At 71.6% G+C, this 25,691-nt stretch carries 25 protein-coding genes and 1 tRNA gene; 15 read left to right on the top strand and 11 right to left on the bottom strand.

Going from position 1 to position 25,691, the window contains the following annotated elements:
- Positions 1-27: 27 nt before the first annotated feature.
- From Mam01_RS00535 to Mam01_RS00545, 3 genes are all read right to left on the bottom strand, one after another.
- Positions 28-279 carry a hypothetical protein gene (locus Mam01_RS00535; protein ID WP_204283285.1) on the bottom strand — a complete coding sequence of 84 codons (252 nt, stop codon included), beginning with the start codon at positions 277-279 and terminating at the stop codon, positions 28-30.
- A gap of 82 nt (positions 280-361) precedes the next feature.
- Positions 362-1,897, bottom strand: coding sequence for an ATP-binding protein (locus Mam01_RS00540; protein WP_204283286.1), 1,536 nt, complete (start codon positions 1,895-1,897; stop codon positions 362-364).
- A gap of 265 nt (positions 1,898-2,162) precedes the next feature.
- Entirely contained in the window at positions 2,163-3,107 is a 945-nt protein-coding gene (locus tag Mam01_RS00545) for an acyltransferase domain-containing protein (protein WP_204283288.1), read from the bottom strand.
- Between the two features lie 420 nt (positions 3,108-3,527).
- On the opposite strand from Mam01_RS00545, the gene Mam01_RS00550 reads away from it, so the two are divergent.
- Positions 3,528-4,793, top strand: coding sequence for a serine hydrolase domain-containing protein (locus Mam01_RS00550; RefSeq protein WP_239100911.1), 1,266 nt, complete (start codon positions 3,528-3,530; stop codon positions 4,791-4,793).
- Positions 4,794-4,885: 92 nt separating this feature from the next.
- Here Mam01_RS00550 and Mam01_RS00555 read toward each other — a convergent pair.
- Positions 4,886-4,962 (bottom strand) — tRNA-Ile (locus Mam01_RS00555).
- 232 nt (positions 4,963-5,194) lie between these two features.
- Here Mam01_RS00555 and Mam01_RS00560 point away from each other — a divergent pair.
- Positions 5,195-6,271, top strand: a complete 1,077-nt coding sequence (locus Mam01_RS00560) for a substrate-binding domain-containing protein (protein WP_204283290.1) — start codon at positions 5,195-5,197, stop codon at positions 6,269-6,271.
- A gap of 70 nt (positions 6,272-6,341) precedes the next feature.
- Here the strand turns inward: Mam01_RS00560 and Mam01_RS00565 are convergent, their stop codons facing one another.
- Positions 6,342-6,593 (bottom strand): hypothetical protein, encoded by a 252-nt coding sequence (locus Mam01_RS00565; protein ID WP_204283291.1) that lies wholly within the window; start codon positions 6,591-6,593, stop codon positions 6,342-6,344.
- A 9-nt stretch (positions 6,594-6,602) separates the two neighbouring features.
- Entirely contained in the window at positions 6,603-8,276 is a 1,674-nt protein-coding gene (locus Mam01_RS00570; RefSeq protein WP_239100912.1) for a sodium:solute symporter family protein, read from the bottom strand.
- A gap of 187 nt (positions 8,277-8,463) precedes the next feature.
- On the opposite strand from Mam01_RS00570, the gene Mam01_RS00575 reads away from it, so the two are divergent.
- Positions 8,464-8,661, top strand: coding sequence for a DUF2795 domain-containing protein (locus Mam01_RS00575; protein WP_150939173.1), 198 nt, complete (start codon positions 8,464-8,466; stop codon positions 8,659-8,661).
- A gap of 51 nt (positions 8,662-8,712) precedes the next feature.
- On the opposite strand, the gene Mam01_RS00580 is transcribed toward Mam01_RS00575, so the two are convergent.
- Complete coding sequence (locus Mam01_RS00580; protein ID WP_204283294.1) at positions 8,713-9,537, bottom strand: patatin-like phospholipase family protein; 825 nt, start codon at positions 9,535-9,537, stop codon at positions 8,713-8,715.
- Positions 9,538-9,748: 211 nt separating this feature from the next.
- Here Mam01_RS00580 and Mam01_RS00585 point away from each other — a divergent pair, with 211 nt between their 5' ends.
- From Mam01_RS00585 to Mam01_RS00610, 6 genes are all read left to right on the top strand, one after another.
- Positions 9,749-12,520: a cellulose-binding domain-containing protein gene (locus Mam01_RS00585; protein ID WP_204283295.1), complete on the top strand. Its 2,772-nt coding sequence runs from the start codon at positions 9,749-9,751 to the stop codon at positions 12,518-12,520.
- 515 nt (positions 12,521-13,035) lie between these two features.
- Positions 13,036-13,320: a hypothetical protein gene (locus tag Mam01_RS00590; protein WP_204283296.1), complete on the top strand. Its 285-nt coding sequence runs from the start codon at positions 13,036-13,038 to the stop codon at positions 13,318-13,320.
- Positions 13,317-13,628: a hypothetical protein gene (locus Mam01_RS00595; RefSeq protein ID WP_204283297.1), complete on the top strand. Its 312-nt coding sequence runs from the start codon at positions 13,317-13,319 to the stop codon at positions 13,626-13,628. The genes Mam01_RS00590 and Mam01_RS00595 overlap by 4 nt, the downstream gene beginning before the upstream one ends.
- 149 nt (positions 13,629-13,777) lie before the next feature.
- Positions 13,778-15,835: a phosphate acetyltransferase gene (pta, locus tag Mam01_RS00600; RefSeq protein WP_204283298.1), complete on the top strand. Its 2,058-nt coding sequence runs from the start codon at positions 13,778-13,780 to the stop codon at positions 15,833-15,835.
- The gene (locus Mam01_RS00605; RefSeq protein WP_204283300.1) at positions 15,832-17,010 is read left to right on the top strand and encodes an acetate/propionate family kinase; all 1,179 of its coding nucleotides are present in this window, start codon (positions 15,832-15,834) and stop codon (positions 17,008-17,010) included. The genes pta and Mam01_RS00605 overlap by 4 nt, the downstream gene beginning before the upstream one ends.
- Before the next feature lie 62 nt (positions 17,011-17,072).
- Positions 17,073-17,489 (top strand): TIGR02611 family protein, encoded by a 417-nt coding sequence (locus tag Mam01_RS00610; protein WP_239100913.1) that lies wholly within the window; start codon positions 17,073-17,075, stop codon positions 17,487-17,489.
- Positions 17,490-17,546: 57 nt separating this feature from the next.
- Here the strand turns inward: Mam01_RS00610 and Mam01_RS00615 are convergent, their stop codons facing one another.
- A complete protein-coding gene (locus tag Mam01_RS00615; protein WP_204283304.1) occupies positions 17,547-18,725 on the bottom strand; it encodes a M20 metallopeptidase family protein in 1,179 nt (392 codons plus the stop codon).
- A gap of 166 nt (positions 18,726-18,891) precedes the next feature.
- Between Mam01_RS00615 and Mam01_RS00620 the strand changes: the two genes are divergently transcribed.
- From Mam01_RS00620 to Mam01_RS00635, 4 genes are read left to right on the top strand one after another with little or no spacing between them, the layout of a single operon-like run.
- Entirely contained in the window at positions 18,892-19,104 is a 213-nt protein-coding gene (locus tag Mam01_RS00620) for a DUF3073 family protein (protein WP_373868669.1), read from the top strand.
- Positions 19,101-19,304: a hypothetical protein gene (locus tag Mam01_RS00625; protein ID WP_204283306.1), complete on the top strand. Its 204-nt coding sequence runs from the start codon at positions 19,101-19,103 to the stop codon at positions 19,302-19,304. The genes Mam01_RS00620 and Mam01_RS00625 overlap by 4 nt, the downstream gene beginning before the upstream one ends.
- A complete protein-coding gene (locus Mam01_RS00630) occupies positions 19,304-19,633 on the top strand; it encodes an ArsR/SmtB family transcription factor (RefSeq protein ID WP_204283307.1) in 330 nt (109 codons plus the stop codon). The genes Mam01_RS00625 and Mam01_RS00630 overlap by 1 nt, the downstream gene beginning before the upstream one ends.
- Positions 19,630-21,360, top strand: a complete 1,731-nt coding sequence (locus Mam01_RS00635) for a SulP family inorganic anion transporter (RefSeq protein WP_204283309.1) — start codon at positions 19,630-19,632, stop codon at positions 21,358-21,360. The genes Mam01_RS00630 and Mam01_RS00635 overlap by 4 nt, the downstream gene beginning before the upstream one ends.
- On the opposite strand, the gene Mam01_RS00640 is transcribed toward Mam01_RS00635, so the two are convergent.
- Complete coding sequence (locus Mam01_RS00640; RefSeq protein ID WP_150939200.1) at positions 21,351-21,671, bottom strand: GroES family chaperonin; 321 nt, start codon at positions 21,669-21,671, stop codon at positions 21,351-21,353. The two genes, Mam01_RS00635 and Mam01_RS00640, sit on opposite strands and share 10 nt — an antisense overlap.
- A gap of 62 nt (positions 21,672-21,733) precedes the next feature.
- Positions 21,734-22,306 (bottom strand): RlpA-like double-psi beta-barrel domain-containing protein, encoded by a 573-nt coding sequence (locus Mam01_RS00645; RefSeq protein WP_204283311.1) that lies wholly within the window; start codon positions 22,304-22,306, stop codon positions 21,734-21,736.
- 355 nt (positions 22,307-22,661) lie between these two features.
- On the opposite strand from Mam01_RS00645, the gene Mam01_RS00650 reads away from it, so the two are divergent.
- Positions 22,662-23,213: a DUF1349 domain-containing protein gene (locus tag Mam01_RS00650; RefSeq protein WP_204283313.1), complete on the top strand. Its 552-nt coding sequence runs from the start codon at positions 22,662-22,664 to the stop codon at positions 23,211-23,213.
- On the opposite strand, the gene Mam01_RS00655 is transcribed toward Mam01_RS00650, so the two are convergent.
- Positions 23,210-24,268 carry an endonuclease/exonuclease/phosphatase family protein gene (locus Mam01_RS00655; protein ID WP_204283314.1) on the bottom strand — a complete coding sequence of 353 codons (1,059 nt, stop codon included), beginning with the start codon at positions 24,266-24,268 and terminating at the stop codon, positions 23,210-23,212. The two genes, Mam01_RS00650 and Mam01_RS00655, sit on opposite strands and share 4 nt — an antisense overlap.
- 106 nt (positions 24,269-24,374) lie before the next feature.
- Between Mam01_RS00655 and Mam01_RS00660 the strand changes: the two genes are divergently transcribed.
- Complete coding sequence (locus Mam01_RS00660) at positions 24,375-25,625, top strand: ArgE/DapE family deacylase (protein ID WP_204283316.1); 1,251 nt, start codon at positions 24,375-24,377, stop codon at positions 25,623-25,625.
- Positions 25,626-25,691: the final 66 nt, after the last annotated feature.

Here is a 25,691-nt window from a genome sequence, read left to right on the forward strand (position 1 = left end):
ACCGGAGAGGCGGAACGGCGGCCGTTCTCACTCCTTGAGGTCGAGGGCGCCGTACCCGGCCCTGCGGGCGTGCCTGCGCAGGTCGTCGAGGGTGACGGAGGGGTCCGGTTCCAGCTGGCGGCAGACGCGGTCGAGGAACGCGGTCACCTCCGGCACCGTACGGCGGGTGGCCGTGGCGTAGGCCAGCGCCCGGGTGAGGACGGCCCTGACCCGGGTGGGCACGTCGTCGCACCACAGTTGCAGGACGTGGCCGCGCGGAGCCACGTACGCGCCGAGCATCGCCAGGGAGAAGGCGCCCTTCCCGCGCGTCCCGTCCTCGCGGTCGGAGTAGGGCGCGGCCTCGCGGAACTGGTCACCTCCGTCACACGCGCAGGACGGTGACCTGGCGGCCGGAGGGGGTGGTCGTCTGCTCGAAGCTGCCGCGTTCCTTCCAGGGCGGGGCCTCGGGGCGGCGGTCGAAGATCACCAGGCCGCCGGTGGGGAGGGTGAGCCGGTCCAGATAGCGGTCGAGCTGGGCGAGGCCGTCGGGCAGCGGGTCGGTTTCGCCCGCGCGCCAGACCTTCAGCTCCATGGCCTCCCGTTGCATCAGCCTTTCGCCATCGGGGCCGGTGTAGGGCCAGCGGACCAGCACGTCCAGGCGCTTGGTCCCCGCAGCGTATTCACGATCGAGATAACCTCCGCCGTTCACCAGCCGGTGCAGGAACGCCATGAGGATGATCTGGCAGGCGGCCTCGTGGTAGCCCTCCTGCCGGACGAGCACCTCGCCGTGCTCGCGCCAGAACACGACGAACGCCTCCAGCAGGCGCGGCAGGTCGAATCTGCCGTCCGGCAGCACAAAACTGTGCGGATCGGCCATCACGTACTGTTCCGACGGGTCGCCCAGCACCCGCAGGATGACCTCCCGATAGATCGGGTTCGCCACTTCCAGTGGGGGTTTCTGCTTGATCAGGCCCAGATCTCGGACGTAGGACAGATCGTCGGAGAAGGTCGGATCGATGTGAGGGAGCGATCCGGCTACCACAGGCTCCATCACTCGCTTGATCCGAGGCTCGTGCAGCCGGGCCACGAGGGAGTCCAGGTGCATGCCCCGCTTCCGGATCAGCCGCTCCTTGGCGTCTTCCACCTGCCCGGCGGTGATGGCGCCGGTCTTTCCCATCTGGAGGATGGTCTCAAAGGCGAGGGCGTTGACCAACCAGGGTTGCCCTTGGGTCAGCTCGAAGACCCGGTCCACCGCGTCCTTGGTGAACTCCTGGCCGGTCGCCTGCGTGTGCTGGTCGTAGAGTTCGGCGATTTCGTCGGCGGTGAAGTCGCCCAGGCGCAGCGACTCGGCGACGATGTTGAACGGGCTGGCCGGGTTGGACCGACCGGCCTCGCCCCCTGAGGCGACCTTGTAGTCACGTACGTCGCGCAACCCGCACAGCACCACGGACGCGGGAAACGAATGGCCCTCATGCCGCGCGTTGTGACCATGGCGGAGCTGGCTGAGGATGCTGACCATGCTGTTGCCCTGCAGGGCGTCGATCTCGTCGAGGAACAGCACCACCCGGCGCGGGCAGCGGCGGCACCACTCGGTCAGGGCCGAACCGACTCGCGTGCCCGCCGGAGCTTCCGGCCAGGTGTCCGGCGGTAGCAGCTCCGCCGGCAATGCCGCCCATTCGGCGGCCTGGCGGAGGGACGCCAGCAACATCTCTTCCGCGGCGGCGTAGTCGTCTCCGGCTGCCTTGGCGCGCTCGCAGGAGAACATCAGGGCGGCGACGTCGCCCTCGGCGTTCAGCTCGGACGCCAGGGCGTTCAGCGTGGTCGTCTTACCGGTCTGCCGGGGCGCGTGCAGCACGAAGTAGCGGTCCATATCGATGAGCTCGCGCGCCTGGGGGATCCGGTGCGCGGGAGGCAGCATGTAGTGGTGCTGGGGGCTGCACGGGCCAGTGGTGTTGAAGTACTTCGCTCCGGGTGGCCGCATGGTCACATACTGCCACTGCCTCATCCGGGGCGTGGGCCGATGCCGCCCCCGGTGGTCGCCTGCGTGTACTTCGGCGGCCTGTGCCCTGCTGAGGCGGCCGGGCTGCGTGAGAAGGGCCCTCGTCACGTTGGAGCCTGCTGACGCTGGAGACGCCCAACAGAATGCGGTGGGATATTCGCGAGACGAAACCTGGAGGTGTGGCTTAGATCGGGAAGCGGCCGCGGCGCCAGTGCCAGTGGCGGCCGGCCTTCAGGTGGTCGACGATCGCGCGCTGGAGCACGGTGCGGCGCGGCAGCTGGTCGAGCGGCGTGGTCAGGGTGCGGAACACGAACCGCAGCACCTCGACGTCGGCGTCCAGCCCTTCCGGCTCCTCGTAGGGATCAAGCTCGAACCTTCGCTGGAACCGGACGATGTTGGAGTCCTTGGGCAGGTACTCCAGCAACTGCGGGTCGAGCAGCCACGAGCCGCAGGAGAACGACGTGTAGCGCTCGTCGGGAAAGTGGCGCGGGAAGAACGCGCGGGCCTCGTCGAGTGACGCCGCGACCGCCTCCGGGGCCAGCGGCCCCGACTCGAAGATGTGTACGCCGATGTCGGTGTCGCCGCGCTGGTACTGCAGCCGGCCCAGCTCGTACAGGCCCCCGCGGGCGTGCAGCGTCAGCCAGCTCTGCATGACCGGCCAGCCCTCGCGGTGCATCCGCCGGTCGACCGCGAGGTTGCGACCCAGGTCCGCGAGGGTCGTCCACGACACGGCATCGGCGATGCCGTGGTCGCGGTGGTACCCCCTGACGACGTCGACCAGGGCCAGGTACGCGTACACGTAGAGATGCCGCCAGGCGGGGCCCCGCTCGCGCGGCAGCTCCGGACCCGGCGAGAGCCAGCCGTGCCCCCCGAGATCGGCGCGGACCAGCGCGATCGAGCGGTCGAGCAGCCAGCGCAGCTCCGGAGTCCACAGTGGAGATCCGGGGTCGGGCCAGCCCGCCATGATCTCGGCGGCGTCGTCCGGCCGCACCGCGAGCCGGTCGAGGATCGCGGGCGCGTCGGCCTTGGCGGGCAGCGGAGCCGACGGCCGGTCGCCGGCGAGCCGGTGCACGCGCTCGACGTCCTCGACGGATACCCCGAGCCGGGCGGCGGTGTCGTCAAGATCCACGCCAACGACCCTACCGGCCGGGGACGTCTTCCGCGTACCTGCGAGTAACGGCTGAGCAACCATGCGTCCTTGACCATCGCAGTCGTCCAACTGCGGCCGACAGGCGCTCCTGCTGCCGAACACCCGCCGGCACCGGCCGCCCTGAGGGCGGCCGGTGCCGGCGTTCGAGGTTCTGCCTGGCGATGGAGGCGCGGGCGGAGCCCGGGGGTCGAGGAACGAGCGTGACGGATCGCTACTCCACACGATGTAGCCGGGCGCGGACTACTTCCCCGGTGCCAGCCTGAGATGTCTTCCTGGGCAGGACGACCTCTGACCAGCCCGAGCGGCACGATGAACGGGCCTCGGCCGAGTAAGGCGGGGCGTCGGAGAGCCCGGGGGACAGTCCCCGTCCCACCCATGGATCACGAGAGGACGAATGGTGTGAAGATCGGACTGATGGCATGGGCAAGCGCGGCCATGCTGGGTATCGGCGCGGGCACGGTGAGGGCGGTGCCCGCGACCAGCGAGACGGCGGTCGTGCCGGCCGGCGCCACCCGCTCGGTGACGGGCGTCGATCCCGCGAGGCTGAAGTCCGCCATGGACGACGTGCACCGCGCGGGGATGCCCGGTGTGTTCGCCGAGGTGCGCTCTGAGGGCCAGGTCTGGCGCGGTGCCTCAGGGGTGGCCGATCTGGAGACCGGCCGTCCCGTAACGCCTGGCATGCTGCATCGCGTCGGCAGCCTCGCCAAGACCTTCGTCGCCGCCGCGGTCCTGCAGCAGGTCGAGAAGGGGCGAGTCGAGCTCGACGCGCCGATCGGCCGCTATCTGCCGCGCCTGGTGCCAGGCGAACGCGGCGAGAAGGTCACTGTTCGGATGCTGCTCAACCACACCAGCGGCATAGCCGAGTACCTCGGCTATGCGTTCCCGTCCCTCCAGAAGTTTCCGTCTCTACCGGACATGTCGCCCAAGAGCCTGGACGACAACCGGTTCAGGCGGTTCACCCCGGCTGAGCTGATCGAGATGGGACTCAGGGCGCCCGCCGTCGGCGAGCCCGGAGGCGCGCCGGGGGTGTACGCCAACACCAATTACCTGATCCTCGGCGAGCTCCTGGAGAAGGTGACCGGTACCACCGCCGAGAAGTACATCACCCAGAACGTCATCAGACGCGCCGGGTTGCGGCACACCATGTTTCCGGCCGGGCCGCGGGTCAGGGGACCGCACCCACGGATGTACGAGGCGTTCTTCGGCCTGATCGACCCGCCGCGCGACTACAGCGTCTACGACATGTCCTGGACAGGGATAGGGGCCTCGCTGATATCGAACATGGAGGATCTCAACCGCTTCTACGGCAAGCTGCTCGACGGCAAGATCGTCAAGCCGTCGTCGCTGGCCCAGATGCAGCGGACCGGCCCTGTCATCAGCCAGTCCGGGCAGATGATCTCCTACGGCCTCGGCCTGCACGAGCTCGAGATCCCGGGTTGCGGCACCTTCTGGGGCAACGACGGGACGGTCTGGGGCGCCGAGACGCAGTCGTGGATCCGCGCCGACGGCAAGCGCCAGATCTCCGTCGCGATGAACCTCGTGAGGTGGAACACGATCGATTCTTCGGGAAGGCCGCAGCCGCACCCCATCGATGACGCGCTCTCGGCTTTCAAGCGGCAAGCGCTGTGCGGCGACGAAGACGCCCCAGCTGAGAACGCCTCGTAAGAACTGAGGCCGCTCATTCTCCGGCGGCCGCTTTCCCGCCAACTGGCTGACGGACGAACGCGCAGGTCGGACCGCTGATCGCTGGTCGTACGTGGTAGGGCGGGTGGGACTTGAACCCACGACCCACGGATTATGAGTCCGATGCTCTGACCGGCTGAGCTACCGCCCCGCAATGGTGGAGTCTCTCACAACTTAGAGCAGGAGGGGATGCGCGCGCGGAGGGGAGCCGCGCCCTTCGGCCCTCGGCGTAATCCCCGCCTCTGGTGATCGTCTGGTGCTGGTGCCGATGGGCGTCGCGGGAGTTGTGGGGCAATTGTCCGGGTATGGGGTGAGGGATGTGGTCAGGCTCCACACACGACGGCTCTGCGAAACGTGGCTCCGCAACGGATCGGGGGTGTCCCGTGGGGAGACGGCTGGCGGGCGTCTGCGTGCTTCTCCTGGCGTCGGTCGCGGCGTGCGGACAGCGAGGGGAGGAGCGGGGAGCGGGCCTCGGCGCCGTCGGGGCCGTCCACGAGGGCTTCACCGTCGGCCTGCTGCTTCCCGCCGAGGGCCCCGAGCGCGCCCTGTTCACCGGCGCCTTAACGGCCCGCTGCCCGCGCTGCCGGGTCGAGTACGCGAACGCCGCCGGTGACCGGGCCCGGCAGGGGCGGCAGGTCGGGCGGATGCTGGCGGACGGTGTCCGGGTGCTGGTCCTCGGCGCGGTCGATCCCGGGTCCGCCGCGCCCTGGGTGGCGCGGGCGAAGCTGGCCGGGGCGAAGGTCGTCGCGTACGACCGGCTGGCCGACGGGCCGGTGGACGCGTACGTCTCGACCGACCCGGCGCGGGCCGGCCGGTCGCAGGCCCTGGCCCTGCTCGGCGCGATACGGCGTCCCGACAAGGGCCCCGGGAAGGGCCCCGGGCCCGTGCTGCTCCTCAACGGTCCGCCGGGCGATCCGTACGCGGCGGCCGTGAAGCGCAGCCTGCACGCGGTGCTGGACGGCCGCGTGACGGTCGGCTGGGAACGGGACCTGGCCCGGCCCGGTGACGCGGCACGCGAGGTGGCGGCTGCCCTCGCGGCGCTCGGCGGGCCCGCGAAGGTGGCCGGCGTCTGCTGCCCGGGCGAGTCCGCGGAGGCGGTCGCGGCCGCCCTCGCGCGAGCGGGCGCGGCCGGGGTCCCGCTGGTCGGGCAGGGCGGGCGGACGGGTGTCCTGCGGCGGGTGAGCGCGGGCACGCCGACCGCCACCGTGACCGTGCGCGCCGACGTCGCCGCCGAGGCCGCCGCCGCGGCGGCGCTCGCCGTCGAGGTCGCGGGCGGCAGGACCGTGTACGGCACGGCCACCGTGTCCAACGGCACCACGGCCTCGATCCCGGCCGTGCTCGTGCCTCCCGTCGTCGTCACGAAGGACTCCGCCGCGGCGGCGCCCCGGGGCGCCGGTCCCGAAGCCGCCGGCGCCGCCGTTCCCGAGGGCGCCGCCGGAGTGGTGGTCCGTCCGCGCTGACCGCGTCGCCGGAGACGACGAGGGCCGCGGTCGAGACGACCGCGGCCCTGTGCGCCGAAGGGAATCCCGCTCACTCCTCGTCGCCGGAGGAGGCGTCGGAGGATGCGGGGGCGTCGGCCGGGCGCAGGCGCTCCCACAGCAGGAAGGCGCCGCCGACCACGAGCATGGCGATGCCCGTCCACAGGTTGATGCGGATGCCCTCCGCCTTCTGGATCTCCTGGGCGCCGTCGAACAGTCCGGTGACGGTGAGGATCAGTCCGTACAGCAGGAACAGACCACCGATCACGCGGCGGATGTCGAAGAGCCGTTGCGGGGCGGCCATCAGAACCTCCTACAGGAAGGGCAGGTAGAACGCCGCGGCGAGGACGACCGCGCCGGCGCCGAGGATCACGGGGGAGCGGTACCAGGCGGCGTCTCCCGCCAGCGCGTCGTCCGAGAGGGACGCGTCGCTCAGGCCGTAGACGAGCCCGCGAAGCTCGCTCTGCGGCTTGGGGGTGGTGACGAGCGTGACCACGACCGAGACGATCGCGTCGACCACGAAGGCGATGCCCGCGCCCCAGAAGCTCGCGTTCAGTTCGGTGCCGAAGTCGAGCACGCCCGTCTTGTAGAGGATGTACGACGCGAAGGCGCAGACGGTGCCGCTCAGCAGGCCCCAGAAACCCGCCCACGCGGTCATCCGCCGCCAGAACAGGCCGATGATGAACGTCGCGAACAGCGGGGCGTTGAAGAACGAGAACAGCGACTGCAAATAGTTCATGATGTTGCTGAAGCCCGCCGCGATGAACGCCGCGCCGATTCCCGCGACGATGCCGCCGGTGGTGGCGATCCGGCCGAGCCGTACGTACCACTCGTCGGAGTGGTCGCCGTTGACGTGCGACTTCCAGATGTCGTACGTGAAGACCGTGTTGAAGCCGCTGATGTTGGCGGCGACTCCGGCCATGAACGACGCGAGCAGGCCGGTCACCGCGATGCCGAGCACGCCGTTCGGCAGGAACTCGTTCATCAGCAGCGGGATCGCCTCGTTGTACGTCGGCCCGCCGTCCTTGCCGAGGTTGCCGAACAGCACCACCGCGACCAGGCCCGGGATCACGGTCACGATCGGGATCACGAGCTTCGGGTACGCCGCGACGATGGGGGTGAGCCGGGCCGCGTTGGTGTTGCGGGCCGACAGCGCGCGCTGGACCTCGGCGAAGTTGGTGGTCCAGTAGCCGAAGGAGAGCACGAACCCGAGGCCGAGGACCAGGCCGATCCAGTTGGCGCTCATCGGGTTGTCGGTGCCGCCGGTCTGCGCCCAGGTGTGCAGGCCGCCCTCGCCGAGCACGCCCTGCTTGACCTTCTCGCCGAGGCCGGAGAAGCCGCCGACCCGGGTCAGGCCGATCACCACGATCGGCACCAGCGCCGCGACGATCACGAAGAACTGCATGACCTCGTTGTAGATCGCCGAGGACAGGCCGCCGAGCGTGATGTACGCGAGCACGATCGCCGCCGCCACGATGATCGAGACCCACAGCGGCCAGCCGAGCAGGGCGTCCATGACGAGCCCCAGCGCGTACAGGTTGATCCCGGCGATGAGGATCTGCGCGAGGGCGAACGTCGAGGCGTTCAGGAGCTGGGTCGCGCCGTTGAAGCGGCGGCGCATGAACTCGGGGACGCTGTGCACCTTCGACCGGTAGTAGAACGGCATCATCACGACGCCGAGGAACACCATCGCGGGAACCGCGCCGATCCAGTAGTAGTGCACGGTCATCAGGCCGTACTGCGCGCCGTTGGCGGCCATGCCGAGGATCTCGGTGGCGCCGAGGTTGGCGGACATGAAGGCGAGGCCGGTGATCCAGGCGGGAAGCGCGCGGCCCGAGAGGAAGAAGTCCAGGCTCGTCCGTACGGCCCGCCTGGCGGCGAAGCCGATGCCCAGTACCACGAGGAAGTACAGGGCGAGGATCACGTAGTCCAGGAGATTGACGTCGAGCCGCAGATCCTGTGCGGCCAGCAATTGGGCATCAGGCACGCAACGCCAGCTACCCTCACGCCTCCCCGTTTCACAAAGTGGGCTCGCGTATACCCAATCGTGACAAAACCGCAGGTGAGCGCGCGGTAAAGCCGGTTTCGGGCGTCCGTCGCGGCGTCCCGCGTGGCCGAGTGAACGAGCGGGTAGGCGAGCAGGTGAGGAGAACACGGACGAAGGGAGACAGGTCATGGCCGACGCCCCGAACCCGATCCAGCTGCAGAAGCACCTGAAGGGCGTGGACTACCCGGCCGGCAAGTCGGACCTGATCCGTACGGCCCGCGACCAGGGCGCCGACGACACCGTCCTGAACGCGCTGGAGCGCATCCCGGACCGGGAGTACGACGGCCCCAACGCGGTCAGCAAGGCGGTCAGCGAGACGGGGTGAACCGAAGCGGGGGCGGCGCGCGGAAGGGCTCCGCCGCCGCCGTCAGCCGGGTCAGGCCCAGACGTCGGCCAGCGGGGCGGCGACGGCGGCGGCCTGGTCGAGCCCCGCCCGGAAGGCGGGCCCCCACAGCCTCGGGTCGAGCACGTCGGCGCCGAACACCTCCCGCGACGCCCCGTCGGGATGCACCGTGTACGCGGCGTCCGCCCCGGCCTCCAGCAACTCGGCGTCGAGCACCTCCCTGGGGGTCAGGTGGCCGAGGGGCTCCAGCACGACGATCGTCCGCGCTCCGCCGGCCAGGTCGGCGTTGGTCGCGGAGCGGACCCCGCCGTCGACGTAGCGCCTGCCGCCGATCTCCACCGGCGGGAAGACCATCGGCACCGCGCAGCTCGACGCGACGGCGAGCACCAGCGGCGCGCCGGCCGAGCGATTCCACACGACGAACTCGCCCGTCGCGGCGTCCACGGCGGTGACGAGCAACTCGCGGTCCGGCCACTCCTTGACGGGCAGTCCCTCGCCGACCGCCGCGAGCCGTTCCGCCTGGTGGTCCACCCGGGCCGCCAGAGCCATCTGCCCGACCCTGCGCCGGGCCTCACGGCGGTCCAACGCGGGGTCGGACATGACCGCGAACACCTGCATGATCCCGTCCATGTCGACGGCGGGCGGCGGTCCGGTGTCCACCTCGGCCCGACGGGTGATCGTCTCCTCCAGGTCGGCGCCGGTGGCTACCAGCGTGCCGACGACCGACCCGGCCGAGGTGCCGACGATGCGGTCCGCCGTCCCCAGGTCCACACCGAGACGGCGCAGGCCGGTCACGATCCCCGCCTCCCAGGCGATCCCGGCGACGCCTCCGCCGCCCAGCACGAGAGCTGTAGTCATGTCCGGAATTATGTTCCATAAGCGCGGGCGAACGGGACGCGCCCCCCTGGTGAAACCGGTTTAGATTTTGTCTGGACGTCAAACTATTGACGGCACTTCGGCTCATGTGTGAATCTCTCGTTCAGATTTCCATGCACGGAGGAGAAGGACGGTCAGGGTCCCCGCCTGATCGTGCATGGCCGGTTGTCCATGCCCGAAGGGGAAACCGTCCATGCGAAGACTCGCAACCCTGCTCGTGGTCGCCGCGGTGGCGCTGACCACGGCCGTGATCAGGATGGCGCCGGTGTCGGCCGTCGCCGCCGATCCGTACACGTTCAAGAACGTGCAGATCGCCGGGGGCGGCTTCGTTCCCGGCATCGTGTTCAGCCCGGTCCAGAAGGACCTCATCTACGCCCGCACCGACATCGGCGGCGCGTACCGGTGGGAGCAGTCCAGCCAGACCTGGACCCCGCTGCTCGACTGGGTCGGCCAGTCGAACTGGGGCTACAACGGGGTCGTCAGCATCACCCCCGACCCGGTGGACGCCAACAAGGTGTACGCCGCCGTCGGCATGTACACCAACAGCTGGGACCCCAACAACGGCGCGATCATCCGCTCGTCGAACAAGGGCGCCTCGTGGCAGGTCAGCCCGCTGCCGTTCAAGCTGGGCGGCAACATGCCCGGCCGCGGCATGGGCGAGCGCCTCGCGGTGGACCCGAACAAGAACAGCGTCCTCTACTTCGGCGCGCCCAGCGGCAACGGCCTGTGGCGGAGCACCGACTCCGGTGCGACCTGGGCCAAGGTGACCAACTTCCCCAACGTCGGCAACTACGTCGCCAGCCCCGGAGACGCGTACAACGGTGACAACCAGGGCGTCGTCTGGGTGACCTTCGACAAGCGGACCGGCACCTCGGGCAACGCCACCCAGACCATCTACGTCGGCGTGGCGGACAAGAGCAACACGATCTACCGGACCACCAACGGCGGCACCTCCTGGGAGCGCGTCGCCGGGCAGCCGACGGGCTACATCGCCCACAAGGGCGTACTCGACACCGCCAACGGCTACCTCTACATCGCCACCAGCGACACCGGCGGCCCGTACGACGGCGGCAAGGGCGACGTGTGGCGCTACGCCACCGCCACCGGCGCCTGGACCCAGATCAGCCCGATCCCGTCCAGCAGCGGCGACGACTACTTCGGCTACAGCGGCCTGACCATCGACCGGCAGAACCCGAAGACGATCATGGTGGCCACGCAGGTCTCCTGGTGGCCCGACGCCATCTTCTGGCGGAGCACCGACAGCGGCGCGACCTGGACCCGCATCTGGGACTGGACGTCGTACCCCGACCGTAGCTTCCGCTACAAGATGGACATCTCGTCCGCGCCGTGGCTGACCTTCGGGACCAACCCGCAGCCTCCGGAGGTCACGCCCAAGCTCGGCTGGATGAACGAGTCGGTCGAGATCGACCCGTTCAACTCCGACCGGATGATGTACGGCACCGGCGCGACGATCTACGGCACCACCGATCTCACGAAGTGGGACTCCGGCGGCCAGTTCACGATCAAGCCGATGGTGAAGGGCCTGGAGGAGACGGCCGTACTCGACCTGATCAGCCCGCCGACCGGCGCCCCGCTGATCAGCGCGCTGGGCGACATCGGCGGCTTCCGGCACACCAACCTCGACGCCGTGCCGTCCATGATGTACACCCAGCCCGTCTTCACCTCCACCACCTCGCTCGACTACGCCGAGACGAACCCGAGCGTGATGGTGCGGGCCGGAAACTTCACCGACTCCGACCGGCCGAACGACAGCCACGTCGCCTTCTCCACCGACGGCGGGGCCAACTGGTTCCAGGGCACCGAGCCGGGCGGCGTCAACAACGGCGGCACGGTCGCCGCGGCGGCCGACGGCAGCCGCTTCGTGTGGTCGCCGGCCGACCCCGGCATCCAGGTCGTCTACTCCGTCGGCTTCGGCAACAGCTGGAGCGCCTCCACCGGCGTCCCGGCCAACGCGATCGTCGAGTCCGACCGGGTCAACGCGCAGAAGTTCTACGCATACTCGGGCGGCAAGTTCTACGTGAGCACCAACGGCGGCGCGAGCTTCAGCGCCACCGCCGCGACCGGCCTGCCGACCACCGACGTCCACTTCAAGGCGCTGCCCGGCAAGGAGGGCGACATCTGGCTGGCCGGGGACGGCGGCCTGTGGCACTCCACCAACTCGGGCGCCTCGTTCACCAAGCTGTCGAACGTCAGCGACTCGATCAACGTCGGCTTCGGCAAGGCGGCGCCCGGCAAGTCGTACCAGGCGCTCTACCTGGCCGGGGCCGTCGACGGCGTCGACGGCCTGTTCCGGTCCGACGACACCGGCGCGAGCTGGGTGCGCATCAACGACGACCAGCACCAGTACGGCAACATGGGCGAGGCCCTGACCGGCGATCCCCGGATCTACGGCCGGGTCTACCTCGGCACCAACGGCCGGGGCGTCATCTACGGCGACCGCACCGGCGGAACCCAGTCCCCGTCGGCGTCGCCCTCGGCCTCTCCGTCGGCGTCCCCCTCGGCGTCCCCCTCGGCGTCACCGTCCGCGTCTCCGTCGGCCTCGCCCAGCGCGTCTCCCAGTGCGTCTCCGAGCGCGTCTCCGAGTGCGTCCCCGTCCCGCTCGCCCAGCGCGTCGCCCTCGGCGACTCCGTCGGGCGGCAAGTCGTGCTCGGCGACGTACAAGGTGGCCAACCAGTGGCCGGGCGGCTTCCAGGGCGAGGTCACGGTGAAGAACGCCGGCACCGTAGCGATCAGCGGCTGGACCGTCAAGTGGGCCTTCGCGAACGGCCAGACGATCACCCAGTCCTGGAACGGCACGGTGAGCCAGTCCGGGGCGAACGTCACGGTCACCAACGTGAGCTACAACGGCTCGCTCAGCTCCGGGGCGTCCACCACGTTCGGCTTCCAGGCCAACTGGAACACCACCAACTCCGTCCCTGCGGCGCTGGCCTGCACCGCCTCCTGAGATAACCCCAAGACGGCCGTACGGGCGACTCCACGCCCGTACGGCCGTTCTCTTTTCCATGGTGGCTCCGGCCATGGGCCTCCGTCGCGGCCTCGGCACCGGGCCCTCCTCGCTCAGCGAGCGCTGCCGCACGACACGCATTGCCGGAAAAGGGGTGGGCTTGAGGTGGCGGGGTGATCTATTGGAGTGATGATGGGACTGCCAGGGGAGTGGGGCGGGACGGGGTGGGACAGCCAGGCGCGGTTGGTCGGGGAGCGGTGGGTGGAGCGCCGCCCCAGGCGGCCGGAGGTGGCCGCGCGCCACGGCCCTGGCGATGCGACGCGACCAATGGGAGAAGGCGTGCCGATGTGACGTACGCCTGACGCGCTGGTACGGCCCGTCCCTTGGCTCCCTTGCCCAGCCTCATGTGTGTGCCCATTCCTCTTCGGAATCGGAGGACGTACGCCACGCTTCGTGTGCGGTCTGTTACCGTAGGGCGCGTGACCCCCGCACAGACCACGACCTACACTCGCGACATGAGCGAGAACGCGTTCGAGGTGCCGCTGAACGAGGCCGACGGCCATCTGCCCGACGTGATCAACGCTGCCGCACAGCGACACGCGATCGCCTACCTCACGGACCAGGGTCGCCGTGTCGCCGCCATCGTGCCGTCGGACGAAGCCTGGTACTGGACCTCCGGATGGCAGTCGGCGGAGGCCGAAGCCGACGAGGACATCCGTGAGGGTCGCACCCGCTCCTTCGCCACCATGGATGATCTTTTCGCCGAGATAGACGCGGTCCGGGCAGAAGACCTCCCGTGAAGTTCGAGCGTACGGCCGCCTTCCTCCGGGATGTGGCCCGGCTTTCTCCCGAGCAGTACGCGCTCTTCAGAGAAGTGGTCTTCAAGCATTTCCTGCCGGCCATTGAGCAGGGGGCGCACACAGGTCGTGTCTCCTGGCCTACTCGGCTACGTGTTCACAAGCTCACAGACACACATGTCTACTCGATGACGTGGAACTTCGCCTCTCCAGACGGCAGAGCGACCTTCGAGTTCGGCACCACCGACGACGGCGGACCCCTCCTGGTCTGGCGTCGCGCCGGCGATCATTCGATCTACGACCGGCCCTGAAAGAGGTGGGGCTTCTCGGGGCCGTGGGGAGAGCGCGTACCGATGTGACGTACGGCTAACACGCCCGTGGGGGTGGTCGCGTAGATTTGCCTGGGCGGGCCGTCGGGCCGCCCAGAGGCAGGGTGGCCGGACACAGGGGTGACTGCGCGATGGCGATCGGGGTTTACGTCGCGGCCGGCGACGCGAGGAGCAACAAGGGCACGATCGCCCTCGGCATGATCGAGCTCCTCACCCGCCAGGTGGGCACGGTGGGCGTGTTCCGGCCGGTCGTCCGGGCGGGCCGCGAGGACAGCCTGGTCAACACCGCGCGGAGCCGCTTCGCGATCGGCCTGCCCTATGACATGTGCACGGGCGTCACCTACGAGGACGTGCACGCCGACGAGGACCGCGCGGCCGGGGAGATCCTGGCCCGCTACCGGGCGCTGGCCGGGCGGTGCGACGCGGTCGTGGTGATCGGCACGGACTACACGGACGTGGGCGCGCCCACCGAGTTCACGTTCAACGCCCAGCTCGCCGCGAACCTCGGCACGCCGGTGATGAACGTAGTCACCGGCCTCGACCGCACGCCCGACGAGATCGCCACGGCGGTCGAGATGTCGCGCAAGGAGCTCGCCGAGCGGCACGCCACCGAGCTGGCCACGGTCGTCACGAGGGTGGCGCCCGCCCTGGTGGACGAGGTGGCCGCCCGCGTCCCCGCGTACGTGCTGCCGGAGGTGCGGCGGCTGTCCGCGCCGACGGTCAGCGACCTGATGGCCGCCTGCGACGGCGAGCTGTACATGGGGGACGCCGCCCAGCTGGGCCGGGAGACGGGCGGCCTGATGATCGGCGCGATGTCGCTGCCGAACATCCTGGAGCGCCTCACCGAGGGTCTCGCGGTCGTCGTCCCGGCCGACCGGGCCGCCGCGCTGGTGCCGGGCCTGCTGGCCGCGCACAAGGCGCGCACGTTCCCCGCCCTGTCGGCGATCATCCTGAACGGCGGGCTCGAACTGCCCGACGCGGTCGTCCGCCTGCTCAAGGGCATGGACATCCGGCTGCCGATCATCACGACGTCGGGCGGCACGTTCGAGACCGCGACGAAGCTGTCGAAGGCCGAGGGCCGGTTCAGCCCCGACGCCCCCGGCAAGATCGACACGGCGCTCGGGGTGTTCGCCGAGCACGTGGACGCCGCGGCGTTGCTGCGCAGCCTGCGGGTCACCAGGGCCGCCGCGATCACCCCGCTGATGTTCGAGTACGACCTGCTCGACCGGGCCCGCGCCGACCGCAGGCACATCGTGTTGCCGGAGGGCGCCGAGCCGCGCATCCTGCGGGCGGCCGACAGCCTGCTGCGCCGGGGCGTCGCCGAGCTGACCCTGCTGGGCGACGAGCGGGAGATCCGGCTGGCGGCGAACACGATGGGCCTGGCCGTCGACGGCGCCCGGGTGGTGAGCCCGTTCGACCCCGAGCTGCGCGAGCTGTTCGCCGAGGAGTACGCCCGGCTGCGCGCGCACAAGGGCGTCACCCTCGGGCAGGCCCGCGACATCGTGACCGACGTGTCCTACTTCGGCACGATGATGGTCCACCTCGGCCTGGCCGACGGCATGGTCTCCGGCGCCGCCCACACCACGGCGCACACGATCCGGCCGTCGTTCGAGATCATCAAGACGTCGCCGGGTGTCGGCGTCGTCTCCAGCGTCTTCTTCATGTGCCTGGCCGACCGGGTGCTCGTGTACGGCGACTGCGCCGTCGTGCCCGACCCGACGGCCGCCCAGCTCGCCGACATCGCGATCTCCTCGGCCGCCACCGCCGCCCGGTTCGGGGTCGAGCCGCGCGTGGCCATGCTGTCGTACTCGACCGGCGAGTCCGGCGCCGGGCCCGAGGTCGACAAGGTGCGGGAGGCGACGGAGCGGGTCCGCGCGCTGCGTCCGGACCTGCCGGTGGAGGGGCCGATCCAGTACGACGCGGCGGCTGAGCCCAGCGTGGCGCGCACGAAGATGCCGGGCAGCACGGTGGCCGGGCGGGCGACGGTGTTCGTGGTGCCCGACCTCAACACGGGCAACAACCTCTACAAGGCCGTGCAGCGCAGCGCCGGCGCGGTCGCGATCGGCCCGGTGCTGCAGGGCCTGCGCAAGCCGGTCAACGACCTGTCGCGCGGGGCGACGGTCGGCGACATCGTCAACACCGTCGCGATCACGGCCATCCAGGCCCAGGCGCGGGAGGAGACAGGGTGAGCGGGCAGGTCCTGGTCCTCAACACGGGGTCGTCGTCCATCAAGTACCGCCTGATCGACATGGCGACCCGCACCGGTCTGGCCGGCGGGCTCGTCGAGCGCATCGGCGAGGACGAGAGCGCGCTCGTCCACGACGGCGTACGGGTCGAGCGCAGGGTGGCCGACCACGAGGAGGGCCTCAAGGCCGTGCTCGCGGCGTTCGCCGAGCACGGGCCGTCGCTCGACGGGGTCACCGCGCTCGGGCACCGGGTCGTCCACGGCGGCAGCCGGTTCGTCACGCCCGTCCTGATCGACGACGCGGTCGAGCGGGCCATCGAGGAGATCGCGCCGCTGGCACCGCTGCACAACCCGGCCAACCTGGAGGGCATCCGGGTCGCCCGGCGGGCCTTCCCCGGGCTGCCCCACGTCGCCGTGTTCGACACGGCCTTCCACGGGACGATCCCGCCGCACGCCCACACCTACGCCGTCCCCCGCGAATGGACCCGCAAGCTCGGCGTGCGCCGCTACGGTTTCCACGGCACCTCCACGGCGTACGTCTCGCGCCGGGCGGCGGCGCTGCTCGGCCGGCCGTACGGCGAGGTGAACTCGATCGTGCTGCACCTCGGCAACGGCGCGAGTGCGACGGCCGTGCGGGGCGGGCGGAGCGTGGACACGTCGATGGGCATCACCCCCCTCGCCGGCCTGGTGATGGGCACCCGCTCCGGGGACGTGGACCCGGCGCTGCCCGCCTACCTCGGCCGGGTCGCCGGGATGGGGCTCGCCGACGTCGACACGGCGCTGAACAAGGAGAGCGGCCTGCTCGGCATGTGCGGCGCCAACGACATGCGGGAGGTCTGGCGGCTGGCCGACGCCGGCGACGAGGACGCCCGGCTCGCGCTGGACGTGTACGGCTACCGCGTGCGCGCCTACGTCGGCGCCTACTACGCGGCGCTCGGCCACGTCGACGCGGTCGTGTTCACCGGCGGCGTGGGGGAGAACAGCGCGCGGGTCCGCGCGCTGGCGACGACCGGGCTCACCCGGCTCGGCATCGAGGTCGATCCCGTCCGCAACGCCGCCGAGTCGGCGGAGGCCAGGGTGGTCTCTCCCGAGGGTGCCGAGGTGACGGTGCTGGTGGTGCCGACGAACGAGGAACTGGAGATCGCCGAGCAGACCGCCGCCTGCCTTGAAGAGGGATGACGCCGGTGACCGTGGCCGCGGGCCCGGCTGGCTATCGTGGGCAGCGGATGGGGGTGAGCCGTGTGTCAACGGCTGAGAACAGTCGGACGGGTGGGGAAGAGGGAGAGCGGCAGGGGCTGCTGGACCGGGTGCGCGCCACTCCGGCGGGCCGGCTGACGCTGCGGATCGTCATCGGGGTGATCGGGACCGCCCTCGTCGTCGGCGGGCTGATCATGGTGCCGTTCCCGGGACCGGGCTGGCTGGTGGTCTTCACCGGCCTCGCCGTGCTGGCCACCGAGTTCGCCTGGGCGAGCCGGGTGCTGGAGTTCGCCAAGCACTGGGTCAGGCGGGCGACGGACTGGCTCAAGCGGCAGAACTGGTTCGTCCGCATCGTGGCGGGCGCGCTGACCCTCGCCTGCGCGGCCGCCATCGTCTGGGTGTCGGTGCGGCTGACCCTGGGCATCGACCTGATCCAGAAGGCCCGCGAACTGCTGGGCTGACCTCCGTCCCGACCCGAGCCGCGCCGACCAGCCGAGAAGCCCGCGGGGGGCGCGGGCTCAGGCGGCCGTCCGGGCCAGCCGCCGGATCGCCAGTTCGGCCAGCAGCGCGGCGCCGTCGCCCAGGATGGCGTCGTCGAACTCCGCCTCCGCCGAGTGGTTCGACGGGGCGGTGGCGAGGTCGCGTCCGGGCGGGCAGGCGCCGACTACGAGGAAGGCCCCGGGCACCTGCTCCAGCACGTACGAGAAGTCCTCCGAGCCGGTCGCGGGGGTGGGAAGCGGGAAGTACCGGTCCTCGCCGAGCGCCTCCCGCACCGTCCGCGCGGCGAACTCGGCCTCGGCGTCGTCGTTGACCGTGACCGGATAGCCGATGCCGAAGGCGCAGTCGACGGTGAGCCCGTGTGCCTCGCCGATGCCGCGGGCCAGCCGTACGAGGCCCTCCCTGACCCGGTCCCGGGTGGCGGCCGAGAACGTCCGCACCGTGACCTCGAACCGCGCCTCGTCCGGGATCACGTTGTCGGTGGTGCCGGCGTGGAAGCTCCCCACCGTCACCACGACCGGGTCGAACACGTCGTACGTCCGGGTCACGTGGGTCTGCAGGGCGGTCACGATCTCACAGGCCGCGGGGATCGGGTCGAGGGCGCGGTGCGGGGCGGAGCCGTGCCCGCCCCTGCCGCGCACGGTCACGGTCAGCGTGTCGGCCGCGGCGAGCACGGGCCCGCCCTTGGTCAGGAACAGGCCGCGGGGGATCGTGGTCGAGAAGACGTGCATGCCGTACGCCGCGACCGGCCTGTCGCCCGCCGCGTCGAGCACCCCCTCCTCGATCATGAGCTTGGCGCCCTCCTCGCCCTCCTCACCGGGCTGGAACATGAGCACCACGTCGCCTTCGAGGTCGGAGCGCCGTGAGGAGAGCAGGCGGGCCGCCCCCACGAGCATCGCCGTGTGCAGGTCGTGGCCGCAGGCGTGCATGCGGCCATCGACGCGCGAGCGGTACGGCACGTCCGTCTTCTCGTGCACCGGCAGCGCGTCCATGTCGGCGCGCAGCAACACGGCCGGCCCCGGCCGGGCACCCCGCAGCACGGCGGTCACCGACGTGAGCCGCTCACCGGTCGTGATCTCCAGCGGAAGGCCGTCGAGCGCCGCGAGCACCCTCTCCTGGGTCCGGGGCAGGTCGAGCCCGATCTCGGGCTCCCGGTGCAGGGCGCGGCGAAGCTCGACGAGATCGTCCTGAAGGGTCATGGGCCGCCCATCGCGCGAGAAGGGTCGATGTCGCGCATCACACTAGAGCGCCGGTCGAGTGGTTTCCACGTGGCCGGCGCTCCGGCGGCCCCCCGCCGAGACAGTGCCGGGACGCACCTGGCCGGGCTGTAGTTGCAGACTTTCATAACTACATATAATGGCAACGATGTCCGCCGATGAGGAGGCGATTTCTGTGGGGCGTGGCCGGGCCAAGGCCAAGCAGGTGAAGGTCGCTCGCGCGTTGAAGTACAGCGGTGGTGGTGATCTGGAGTCCCTGCGGCGGGAGCTGGGCGTCGACGCGGCCCCTGCCGTGCGCACGGAGCCCGGCGATCCCGTGGGCGAAGCGGACCTGGATCATGAAGGCGAGCCGAGCGTATGAGTTCCTTCGAGGAGAGTCTCCGGCAGCGGCTGGCCGCGACGCGCCGGGCATTGGCGGCGGCACAACGGGACGGCGATCACTTCGGCGTGCAGACGCATGCCTCGGAGGCGGAGGAGCTGGAGCGGCTGGGCGCCGCCCACGGAATCGTCGTCACACCTGAAGCGGCGGCCGCGCCCGCCGTCGAAAGAGGGGCCGAGTGATGCCGGTCCCGCTCTACCAGGCCAAGGCCGAGCTGTTCAAGACGCTCGGCCATCCGCTGCGCATCCGGGTGCTGGAACTGTTGTGTGAGGGACCCAAGCAGGTCCGGGAGCTGCTGGCCGCGATCGAGGTGGAGGCGCCGAATCTGTCGCAGCAGCTGGCGGTGCTGCGCCGGGCGGGGCTGGTCACCGCACGACGCGACGGGACGACCGTGGTCTACGAGCTGGCCGGGGCCGACGTGTCGGAGATGATGCGGGCGGCCCGCCGGATCCTCACGGAGTTGCTGGCCGACCAGCATGAGCTCCTCGCCGAGCTGGAACAGACGGCGTGAATCTCCGGGAAGTGCCGCGCCGGTTCGCGGATCTGCTGCCCGGGCGGTCGGACTGGACCGCCGCGCGCCGCTCGCCGGGCCGGGACCTGGTGGCCGGGCTGATCGTCGCGGTCGTGGCCCTGCCGCTGGCGCTGGCGTTCGGGGTCTCCTCCGGGCTCGGCGCCCAGGCCGGCCTGGTGACCGCCATCGTCGCCGGAGCGCTCGCGGCCGTGTTCGGCGGCAGCAACCTGCAGGTGTCCGGCCCGACCGGAGCCATGACCGTCGTCCTCGTCCCCATCGTGCACGCCTACGGCTCCGGCGGAGTGCTGATGGTCGGCCTGATGGCCGGGCTGGTTCTCCTGGCCCTGGCCGCGCTGCGGGCGGGACGCTTCGCCCAGTTCCTGCCGACCTCGGTCGTCGAAGGCTTCACCGCCGGGATCGCCGTGGTCATCGCGCTGCAGCAGGTCCCCGCCGCGCTCGGCGTGACAGCCGGAGACGGCGAGAAGGTGTGGCAGGTCGCGGCCGGAGCCGTGGCGCGCTTCGCCGCTCATCCGACGTGGGCTGCGCCGCTCATGGCGCTGGCGGTGGCCGCGTCGATGCTGGCCGGTGCCCGGCTGCGGCCGGGTGTCCCGTTCTCCCTCCTCGGCGTCGCGGTCGCGACGCTGGGTGCTCAGGTGTTCTCGCTCGATGTCGCCCGGATCGGGGCACTACCGGCCGGGCTGCCCGCCCCGTCGCTCGGTTTCCTCGATCCCGGCATGGTGGGACCGCTCCTGCCGTCCGCGCTCGCCGTGGCGGCGCTGGCGGCGCTGGAGAGCCTGCTGTGCGCCACCGTCGCCGACGGCATGAGCGTCGGCGAGAGACACGACCCCGACCGGGAGCTGTTCGGGCAGGGCATCGCCAACCTCGCCGCGCCCCTTCTCGGCGGCGTGCCGGCGACCGCCGCGATCGCCCGTACGGCGGTGAACGTGCGCGCGGGGGCCCGGTCCCGGCTGGCCGCGCTCACCCACGCCGCCGTCCTCGCCGGCATCGTGCTCGCCGCCGGCTCCCTGGTCGGCCGGATCCCGCTCGCGGCGCTCGCGGGGGTGCTCCTGGCCACCACCGTCCGCATGGTCGAGGTCGGCTCCCTGCGCGCGCTGGCCCGCGCGACCCGCGGCGACGCCGTCGTGCTCGTCCTGACCTTCAGTGTGACCGTCGTGTTCGACCTCATCACCGCGGTGGCCGTCGGTCTCGCCCTGGCCGTCGTGCTCGCGCTCCGCGCGGTCGCCCGGACCTCCCGGCTCGACCAGGTCCCGCTCGACGCCGGCGACCACAGCGCCGAGGAACAGCGGCTGCTGAGCGAGCACATCGTCGCCTACCGGTTCGACGGGCCGCTGTTCTTCGCCGCCGCCCACCGCTTCCTGCTCGAACTGTCCGAGGTCGCGGACGTCCGCGTGGTCATCCTGCGGATGTCACGGATCACCGCCCTGGACGCCACCGGCGCCCAGATCCTCGGCGACGCCATCGCCCGGATGGAGCGCCGGGGCATCACCGTCCTGATCTCCGGCGTCAAACCCGGGCACGGCCAGGTCCTGGCCGCCCTCGGCATCGCCGATCACCTTTACCGCGACGGTCTGGTCTTCCCCGACACGCCCAGTGCCATCGCTCACGCCCGCGGCCTTCTGCACCACCACGGGCTCCTGCCGGCCACCGAGGAGACCGACCGCGTGCGTACGGCGGGTCAGGTGCAGAGCACAGCGGGTCAGAGGTAGAGGCCGGTGCCGTGGTCGGTCTGCTGCGTCGCCACGGCGTGCAGGTCCCGCTCGCGCAGCACCAGGTAGAGCTGGCCCTGCACCTCGACCTCGTACTGGTCCTCGGGGTTGAACAGGACCTTGTCGCCGGTCTTCACCGTGCGCGCGCTGACTCCCGCGCCGCACACCTCGCCCCACACCAGCCGGTTGGCCATCTTGACCGTTGCCGGGATGACGATGCCCGAGGTGCTGCGCCGTTCCTCGGACTCCCGCTCGACCCTGACCATCACGCGGTCGTGGAGCATCTGGATCTCGAACTTCGGGTCAGGCACCCTCGCAGTGTACGCGGAGGCCGCCCGGGCGCCGTCATCGGAGGCGAACGGAGGTCAGGCGCTCACGAGCGGCCCATGGCGAGGTCGTAGCCGGTCCCCGAGTGGCGGTAGACGCGGCCCTTGCCCCACTTCAGCACCTGGAAGCGCACATGGACGGTGTTGGAGGCGACGCCCGTCAGGTCGGCCATCATCTTCTCGGAGAGGTCGACGATCGCGGGGATGTCGTGCTGGGCGACGGCCCACTCGGCCGGGCCGAAGTCCTCGACCACCCCGACCGCGCTCTTCCCCTTGTAAGTGATCTTCACCTTCGTGCCCAGGGGCCAGTACGGGCTGGCGAGCGTCGCGTACCGCATGGGCTTGCCGGAGGCGGTGGCGGCGTCCCAGAAGGACGTGGCGGTCGCCTTGCCGGAGGGGAGGGCGGCGATCCGCTTCGCGTCCGCGGCGGCCGCGCGGAGGGCCGCGTTGAGCGCCGCGCCGATGGCGACCGGGTCCAGGGCCGGGCCGTCGGCGGGCGAGAGGGATGCCGCGGGCGGAGCCTGGGGCGTCACCGCCGCCTCCGCGGTGGTGACCGTGCCGAGGAGGAGCGTGGTTCCGGCCAGGGCCGCGGTGACCGCCTGACGGGCTCGGTTGTGCATGGGGTTCCTTTCGGGTCGCTCGCGGCGCGGTCCTCTGGGGGGAGCACCGCGCGTCGTGCAGGGCTTGCGGCCGGGGTGGCCGGGCCCTCGTACGCGCGTCCGGGCAGCGCGGAGCGGCCCCGGGGCGGGGCGCGGGTGCCGATCGGGCGCGCGATCCCTGGGTGAGGGATGGGAAACGAGTCGCGCGAGGGGTGGGGCGTACAAAGGGGTCAAACGTGATGTGAGGCACGAGTATATGGAAAGAGACAGTAAATAGGACAAAGCGGAGTCAGTGCTCGGTAGATCGTCCTTGACCCGGAGGCCCTGAGAGCGCTCTCATAGGCAGGATCCGACAAAGCGATTGCAAGGGGGCGACATGGCGATCAACGACTTCACCTGGGTGAACGAGCCCGCCGAATGGTCGGGGGACGGGGAGGGGCTGCGGGCCGTCGCCGGTGCCCGGACCGACCTGTGGCAGAAGACGCACTACGGATACTCGTTCGACACGGCGCACATGTTCGGGCGGGAGGTGGCCGGGGACCTGCGGCTGACGGTGACGTTCGACGCCGACTACGCGGAGCAGTACGACCAGGCCGGGGCGGTGCTGCGGATCGACGAGGAGAACTGGATCAAGGCGGGGGTCGAGTTCGTCGACGGCGGCCACCAGCTCAGCGTGGTCGTCACACGCGGCTTCTCCGACTGGTCCGTCACGCCCGCGCCGGCCGGCCTCGTCTCCGCCACGTTCGACTTCGAGCGCGCCGGAGACGCCGTCACCGTCCGGTACGGCGTGAACGGCGCGGAGCCGGAGCACATGCTGCGCCTCGCCTACTTCCCGCCGAAGACGCCCGCCCTCGCGGGGGTCATGTGCGCCGCCCCGAGCGGCGAGGGCTTCGAGACCCGCTTCACCCGGGTGTCGCTCACGTCCTAGCCGGGGGGCAGGACCAGCTCGGCGAAGATCGCGCGGTGGTCGGTCACTGGCAGCCGGTGGATGCCGAACGCCCGCACGGCGACGCGGGGGTCCACCAGGACGTGGTCGATCGTGACGGGCGGCACCGGCAGTCCCCGGAAGTCCCACCGCCGGTACGGCCAGGTCCCGGCCAGGCCGTCGCCGGTCGCGTCGGCCGCGTCCCGGTAGCCCGCGTCGAGCAGGCGCCGGACGCGGTCGTGGTCGAGTGTCGCGTTGAAGTCCCCCGAGAGGATCCGCACCTGCCCGGCGGGGAGGGGCAGCCCGGCGAGCCCGTCGGCCCAGCACGCGAGCCGTGCCACGTAGCGCGGCGCGCACGGGTGCACGGACACGACGCCGACGGGCTCCGCGCCGGGCACCTCGACGCCGCCCTGCGCCTGCCGGGAGTCGCCGGGACCGGTGATCGTCTCCGGGCGCAGCGGGAACCGGGTGAAGAGGCCGGACCCACCGGAGCCCACCTGCGCCCGCTCGTCCCCGTACGGCAGGAGCCGGGTCAGCCCCGCGCCCCGCAGGCCCTCCAGGGCCTCCGGGGTCAGTTCCTGCAGGGTGAGCACGTCCGGGCGCAGCGTCCGTACGAGATCGACCAGCGCGGCGGGCGGCACCGAGCCCTTCAGCAGGTTGGCCGACAGCACCCGGAGGACCGGCCCTCGCGCGTCCTGCGCGTTCCGCGTGCCCGTCGCCGCTGCCATGCCGGCCTCCGCACGACCTGGGCCGGGGAGAGCACCGTCCCGATCGGAGAGGGCACGGGGCAACACGCAGGCGACGAGCACCCCGGTGACCGCCACGCCCGCCACGAGCGCGGCCCGGCGCCGCGTGAGCAGCGCGACGACCGGCGCGGCGACCGAGGCGAGGGCGGCGTACGGCGTGAACGCGACCAGTTGCACCCAGCGGAAGTGGACGTCGCCCGGCACCAGCCGCAGCAGGGCCCACAGCGCGAACGGCGCGACCACGAGCCAGGCGAGCAGGCCGCGCAGGAGGTTCCGGCAGCCCGCCCCGCCGCCGGCGGTCCGCTTCGTCATCCTCGGCCCCTTCGCCACACCGCTCGGAGTGATGATCCACCCTACGGGCCGGGCGCCCGCGTTCTCAGGACTCCACGCCGACGCGGGCACGCCGTACAGTCTCGGCATGAATGTCGAAGCGAGGGTCCTGGACGCGATCGACGAGGCGGAGACCGTGCGCCTGCTGGCCGGTCTGGTCCGGGTGCCGAGCGTCACGGGCAGCGACGCGGAGTCGGACCTGCAGGACAGATGTGCCCGCATGCTCACCGAGTGGGACCTCGACGTCGACATGTGGAAGCTCGACCTCGACGACCTCCGCGCCCGCGAGGGGTTCCCGGGGACGGAGGCGGAGCGCGCCGAGGGGTACGGCGTCGTCGGCGTCACCGAGGGCGAGGGCGTGCCCGCGCTGATCCTGCAGGGGCACGCCGACGTCGTGCCGATCGGCGACCCGGGCAAGTGGGAGGGGCAGGACCCGTTCGGCGCCCGTCTCACCGCGACCACCCTGCACGGCCGGGGCGCCTGCGACATGAAGGCCGGTCTCGCCGCCAACCTCGCCGTCGTCCGCGCGCTGCACCGGGCCGGCGTACGGCTCGCGCGCCCGCTGGCCGTCCACTGCGTCGTCAGCGAGGAGGACGGCGGGCTCGGCGCCTTCGCCACCCTGGCCAGGGGGCACACCGGCGAGGCGGCCGTGATCACCGAGCCGACGGGCGGCGCGCTGATCACCGCCACCGCCGGGGCGCTGACCTTCCGCCTGGAGGTCGCCGGCCGGGCCGCGCACGGCGCCACCCGCTACGAGGGCGTCAACGCCGTCGAGGCGTTCTGGCCGGTCCTGCGGGCCGTGCGGGAGCTGGAGCGGGAGCGCAACCGGGACCGCGACGCGTTGTTCGGCGGCAACCCGGTGCCGTACCCGATCGAGATCGGCACCGTGCGGGCCGGAGACTGGGCGAGCACGGTGCCCGACCTGCTCGTGGCCGAGGGACGGCTGGGCGTCCGCCTCGGCGAGGACCCCGCCGAGGCGCGGGCGGCCCTGGAGGCGGCGCTCGCCGGTCTCGACGACCCCTGGCTGCGGGACAACCCCGTGCGTGTCACCTGGCCCGGCGGGCAGTTCGCCAGCGGACGGCTGCCCGACGGGCACCCGCTGGCGGGGGAGACGGCCGCGGCCGTCGCGGACGCGACCGGCGCCGCGCCGTCCAGGACGGCCGCGCCGTACGGGAGCGACCTGCGCCTCTACGCGGCGGCGGGCGTGCCGACCCTGCACTACGGCCCCGGCGACGTCCGCTTCGCGCACGCCCCGCGCGAGCAGGTGGACCTGCGGGAGGTCCGCGACGTCACCCGCGCCCTGGCGCTGCTCGCCCTGCGCCGCTGCGGCGTGCGCTGAGCAAGTGGACGCCGGGAGGACGGGCGCCGGGCAGGTCAGCGCCGGGGAGGTGGACGCCGGGGAGGT

The sequence above is a fragment of the Microbispora amethystogenes genome, assembly GCF_016863015.1.
In the GTDB taxonomy this organism is placed as follows: domain Bacteria; phylum Actinomycetota; class Actinomycetes; order Streptosporangiales; family Streptosporangiaceae; genus Microbispora; species Microbispora amethystogenes.

Bases quoted from the DNA above. Each gene is read 5' to 3' on its own strand.
- Mam01_RS00575 (WP_150939173.1), top strand. From the start codon at position 8,464: ATGGCCGACGCCCCGAACCCGATCCAGCTGCAGAAGCACCTGAAGGGC.
- Mam01_RS00645 (WP_204283311.1), bottom strand. From the start codon at position 22,306: ATGCACAACCGAGCCCGTCAGGCGGTCACCGCGGCCCTGGCCGGAACC.
- Mam01_RS00660 (WP_204283316.1), top strand. From the start codon at position 24,375: ATGAATGTCGAAGCGAGGGTCCTGGACGCGATCGACGAGGCGGAGACC.
- pta (WP_204283298.1), top strand. From the start codon at position 13,778: ATGGCGATCGGGGTTTACGTCGCGGCCGGCGACGCGAGGAGCAACAAG.
- Mam01_RS00650 (WP_204283313.1), top strand. From the start codon at position 22,662: ATGGCGATCAACGACTTCACCTGGGTGAACGAGCCCGCCGAATGGTCG.
- Mam01_RS00565 (WP_204283291.1), bottom strand. From the start codon at position 6,593: ATGGCCGCCCCGCAACGGCTCTTCGACATCCGCCGCGTGATCGGTGGT.
- Mam01_RS00625 (WP_204283306.1), top strand. From the start codon at position 19,101: ATGAGTTCCTTCGAGGAGAGTCTCCGGCAGCGGCTGGCCGCGACGCGC.
- Mam01_RS00620 (WP_373868669.1), top strand. From the start codon at position 18,892: ATGTCCGCCGATGAGGAGGCGATTTCTGTGGGGCGTGGCCGGGCCAAG.
- Mam01_RS00585 (WP_204283295.1), top strand. From the start codon at position 9,749: ATGCGAAGACTCGCAACCCTGCTCGTGGTCGCCGCGGTGGCGCTGACC.
- Mam01_RS00615 (WP_204283304.1), bottom strand. From the start codon at position 18,725: ATGACCCTTCAGGACGATCTCGTCGAGCTTCGCCGCGCCCTGCACCGG.
- Mam01_RS00535 (WP_204283285.1), bottom strand. From the start codon at position 279: ATGCTCGGCGCGTACGTGGCTCCGCGCGGCCACGTCCTGCAACTGTGG.
- Mam01_RS00540 (WP_204283286.1), bottom strand. From the start codon at position 1,897: ATGCTGCCTCCCGCGCACCGGATCCCCCAGGCGCGCGAGCTCATCGAT.
- Mam01_RS00655 (WP_204283314.1), bottom strand. From the start codon at position 24,268: ATGACGAAGCGGACCGCCGGCGGCGGGGCGGGCTGCCGGAACCTCCTG.
- Mam01_RS00590 (WP_204283296.1), top strand. From the start codon at position 13,036: ATGAGCGAGAACGCGTTCGAGGTGCCGCTGAACGAGGCCGACGGCCAT.
- Mam01_RS00580 (WP_204283294.1), bottom strand. From the start codon at position 9,537: ATGACTACAGCTCTCGTGCTGGGCGGCGGAGGCGTCGCCGGGATCGCC.
- Mam01_RS00630 (WP_204283307.1), top strand. From the start codon at position 19,304: ATGCCGGTCCCGCTCTACCAGGCCAAGGCCGAGCTGTTCAAGACGCTC.